Annotated in this window: 4 protein-coding genes and 1 pseudogene; 2 read left to right on the top strand and 3 right to left on the bottom strand. The window is 73.1% G+C overall.

What is annotated here, in order from left to right:
• Nucleotides 1–72: 72 nt before the first annotated feature.
• The 3 genes from ACWEVO_RS33915 to ACWEVO_RS33905 all read right to left on the bottom strand — a co-directional run bounded on the left by ACWEVO_RS33915 (nucleotide 73) and on the right by ACWEVO_RS33905 (nucleotide 1813).
• On the bottom strand, nucleotides 73–273 hold the full coding sequence (locus ACWEVO_RS33915; RefSeq protein ID WP_452311500.1) for a hypothetical protein: 201 nt from the start codon (nucleotides 271–273) through the stop codon (nucleotides 73–75).
• Nucleotides 274–499: 226 nt separating this feature from the next.
• Nucleotides 500–847, bottom strand: a complete 348-nt coding sequence (locus tag ACWEVO_RS33910; RefSeq protein ID WP_452311499.1) for a TcmI family type II polyketide cyclase — start codon at nucleotides 845–847, stop codon at nucleotides 500–502.
• Between the two features lie 150 nt (nucleotides 848–997).
• Nucleotides 998–1813, bottom strand: coding sequence for an AfsR/SARP family transcriptional regulator (locus ACWEVO_RS33905; RefSeq protein WP_452311498.1), 816 nt, complete (start codon nucleotides 1811–1813; stop codon nucleotides 998–1000).
• Between the two features lie 437 nt (nucleotides 1814–2250).
• Here ACWEVO_RS33905 and ACWEVO_RS33900 point away from each other — a divergent pair, with 437 nt between their 5' ends.
• Together ACWEVO_RS33900 and ACWEVO_RS33895 are read left to right on the top strand one after the other, a co-directional pair.
• Nucleotides 2251–2583, top strand: coding sequence for a TcmI family type II polyketide cyclase (locus tag ACWEVO_RS33900; protein WP_393173794.1), 333 nt, complete (start codon nucleotides 2251–2253; stop codon nucleotides 2581–2583).
• Nucleotides 2580–2987, top strand: a pseudogene (locus tag ACWEVO_RS33895) (hypothetical protein); the annotation flags it as partial. The gene ACWEVO_RS33900 and the pseudogene ACWEVO_RS33895, both read left to right, overlap by 4 nt.

Here is a 2987-nt window from a genome sequence, read left to right as displayed (position 1 = left end):
CCAAGGACCAGCCGGACGACCAGCGCCTCGACCTCACCACGGTCGGACACGAGATCTGGCTGCTGGCCGGCGTCAAGGGCCGGCTGCTGCCCGCGCCTCGTCGACGACCGCCTCCGGCCGCTCCTGGTCGACGGTGGCCTCGGCCGCCGGCTGGCCCTCCACCGTGGTCGTCGGCCCGGCGGCCGTCCGCCGACCGCTCACCACCCATCCGACCACCAGTCCCACCAGCAGGGCCAGGATCACGACCAGCCATTGCCCGAAACTCGACGGCACGGCCAACCTCCTCATATGTGTGTGCGTGACAGTCCGAGAAAACTCGGGGCAGCTTCGCACACGTACGGCGGCGGCGACAGGGAGGTCCGCCGCTCCCGTCGCTGGTGGGACGGGGTGGTGTCGGCCGGTGGTGGGGGCATGACCGAGCGTGTGCCTCGGCCGGCCACAAAGGGCGTCCCGGACCCTGGTGCCATGGGGGCCCGGGACGCCCGTCCGCGGGGCCGCCTCAGCCGAGCGGCCGGGCCGCCGGCAGGCCGGCGGCGTCCCAGCTGTAGAAGCAGTCGGCCACGGCGTCCCGGGGGGAGCGCCAGGTCGGCAGGTACGGCGACGTGTGCGCGGAGAGCCGTTCGTTGACCGTCCGGTACAGCGGGTGCTCGCGCGCGCCGGCCGCCACGTCCGGGTCGACGTCCGTGGTCTCCATCAGGTGTACGCACAGGTCGTGCAGGTAGTACAGGGACCGGTGGCGGACGCCGGTCAGCCGGGGCAGCTCGCTCGCGTCGGACTCGGCGAAGATCTGTGCCACCCGTCCCTGCGCGCCGGGCACGATCCGGCTGACGACCAACAGTCGGCTCATCGGGACCCCTCTCGCCGGTACTGCCTCCGCCGGGGAGCGGCGGACGCCGTGTGTGCCACAGCGTGGCCGGGGGACTGTCACCTCGCCGTCACCGGCGGTCGTGCCGCCGTGACATCCGTCGTGACGTCCCCTGTGGCCGGTGCCGCCGGCTCATCGTTGGCCCCGTGCGGTGGGCGCGGTCGGGCCGCGCTGCGGCGCCGGCGGCCCGGTGCTGTCGGTGCGGCGCGCCGGCGGTTCCCGGCGGGTGGCGTGCCGGATCGGGGCGAGGGTGTCGGCGAGCAGGGCGCACATCGCCGCGGAGGGTTCCAGCCGCAGCTCGCGCAGGAGCAGGTCGCGGTAGACGTAGAAGGCGTGCACCGCCTCGAACGCGTTCCCCTCCGCCAGGTGGATCCGGACCACCAGGCGGTGCGGCGTCTCCCGCAGCGGCTCGGCCGCCATCGCCTCCAGGGCCGCCTCCAGGGCCTCGCCGTGCCGGCCGGCGGCGAGGTGGTTGCCGGCGAGTTTCTCCAGCATGTGCAGCCGCAGTTGGCGCAGCCGCTCGCGCTCCAGCAGGACCCAGTCGTCGTACCAGCCGGGCAGCAGATCGTGCCGGGCGGTGATGCCGGCGTCGCCGGGGAGTTCGCCGTCCCGGACCCGGGCGGCGGCCTCGACCAGCTCGTCGACGTCCAGGTGGACGGTGTCGCCGAGCCGGACCGTGTCACCGTCGGTGAGCAGCGGGCAGCACGGGTCCTGGCGCAACCGCCACAGGGCGGTCCGCAGCGACGACAACGCCCGTTCCTCCGAGGTCTCCGGCCAGAGCAGGCCGGCGAGGTGGCTGCGGGTGGCGGACGGTTGGAGTCCGATGAGGGCGATGACCCGTTGCAGCCCCCGGGGCACCACCACCGGGACGTCGTCGTGCAGCAGCCGGAAACCGCCCAGCAGGTGCAGCGACACCCGCGGGGCGGACGGGTCTCCGGCCGTCGGCATTCTCGATTGACCGGACACGGGCGCACCCCCTGCACCGGAACCCACGTCCCGACCGTCTGCTGATGCCCGGCTCGGCTGCCCGCGACCCCAGTGTCGGAGGGGCTCCGCCGCAGCGGCGGACGCCGTTGCCGCCGGGCTGACAAAGACGGAGATTATCAACGATGGTTACGCTCGGTCAATGACTCGTCGTCAAGGTGACCGTCTCTCCTGGACTCGTTCAAAACTGCGTTGAACTGCGAGAAAGTGTCGCCATGCGGGAAACGGGCAGATGATCTCCCCATAGCGAGCGCACAGCTTGCGTCAACGCAGCGTCACGAAGATCCGGCCCGGATAGCGGCCCGATGACGCCCCGTTGACGCCCGCGGCGGCACCGTGTCGGCAGTCGTTCGGCGGGCCGGTGGCACCCGCCCCGGAACGCATCGCAGGGGAGGCTGTCCATGGACCGCTCGCTCATCGTCGCCAAGGTGCTGCCGACCGCCGAGGACCGGGTCGCCGAGATCTTCGCCGAGTCCGACGCGACCGACCTGCCCGGGTTGGTCGGCGTCCGGCACCGTTCGCTCTACCGGCTGCACGACCTGTACGTGCACCTGCTGGAGACGGAGCGGCCGACCGAGGGCGCGGTGGAGGATGCCCGGGGTCACCCCGAGTTCGTCCGGGTCAGCGAGCGGCTGCGGCCGTACATCTCGCCGTACCTGCCGACCTGGCGGTCCCCGCGCGACGCCATGGCCCACTGCTTCTACCGCTACGACGCGCCCGGGCGGCGGCCGTGACCACCACCGCGCCCCGCGACGAGCAGCTCTGGGCCCGCTGCGACGGATGTGCCTCGCTGCTGTACCGCAAACGGCTGCGGCGCAACCTGGACGTCTGCCCCGAATGCGGCTCCCACGCCCGGCTCGACGCCCCCGAGCGGGTGCTCCAGCTGGCCGATCCGGAGTCGTTCACCCCGCTGCCGGAGCGGGCGGTACGGATCGACCCGATCGGCTTCGTCGACGCGTTGCCGTACCCGCACCGGCTCAGCGCGGCGCGCGCCGGCACCGGGCTGGACGAGGCGGTGCTCTGCGGCACCGCCCGGATCGGCGTTCGAGACCGGGTACGCGGCCAAGGTGGTCGACCTGGACCCCGGCCGGAAGATCTCCGTCGACTGGGGACCCGTCGGGGTCAGCACCTGGGAGCT

Source organism: Micromonospora sp. NPDC003776, from assembly GCF_053605645.1.
Note: the sequence above shows the minus strand (reverse complement) of the source record. Positions and strands in the feature narration are given on the sequence as shown.

Coding starts and splice junctions, on each gene's coding strand:
- ACWEVO_RS33910 (WP_452311499.1), bottom strand. CDS start 847: ATGAGCCGACTGTTGGTCGTCAGCCGGATCGTGCCCGGCGCGCAGGGA.
- ACWEVO_RS33905 (WP_452311498.1), bottom strand. CDS start 1,813: ATGCCGACGGCCGGAGACCCGTCCGCCCCGCGGGTGTCGCTGCACCTG.
- ACWEVO_RS33900 (WP_393173794.1), top strand. CDS start 2,251: ATGGACCGCTCGCTCATCGTCGCCAAGGTGCTGCCGACCGCCGAGGAC.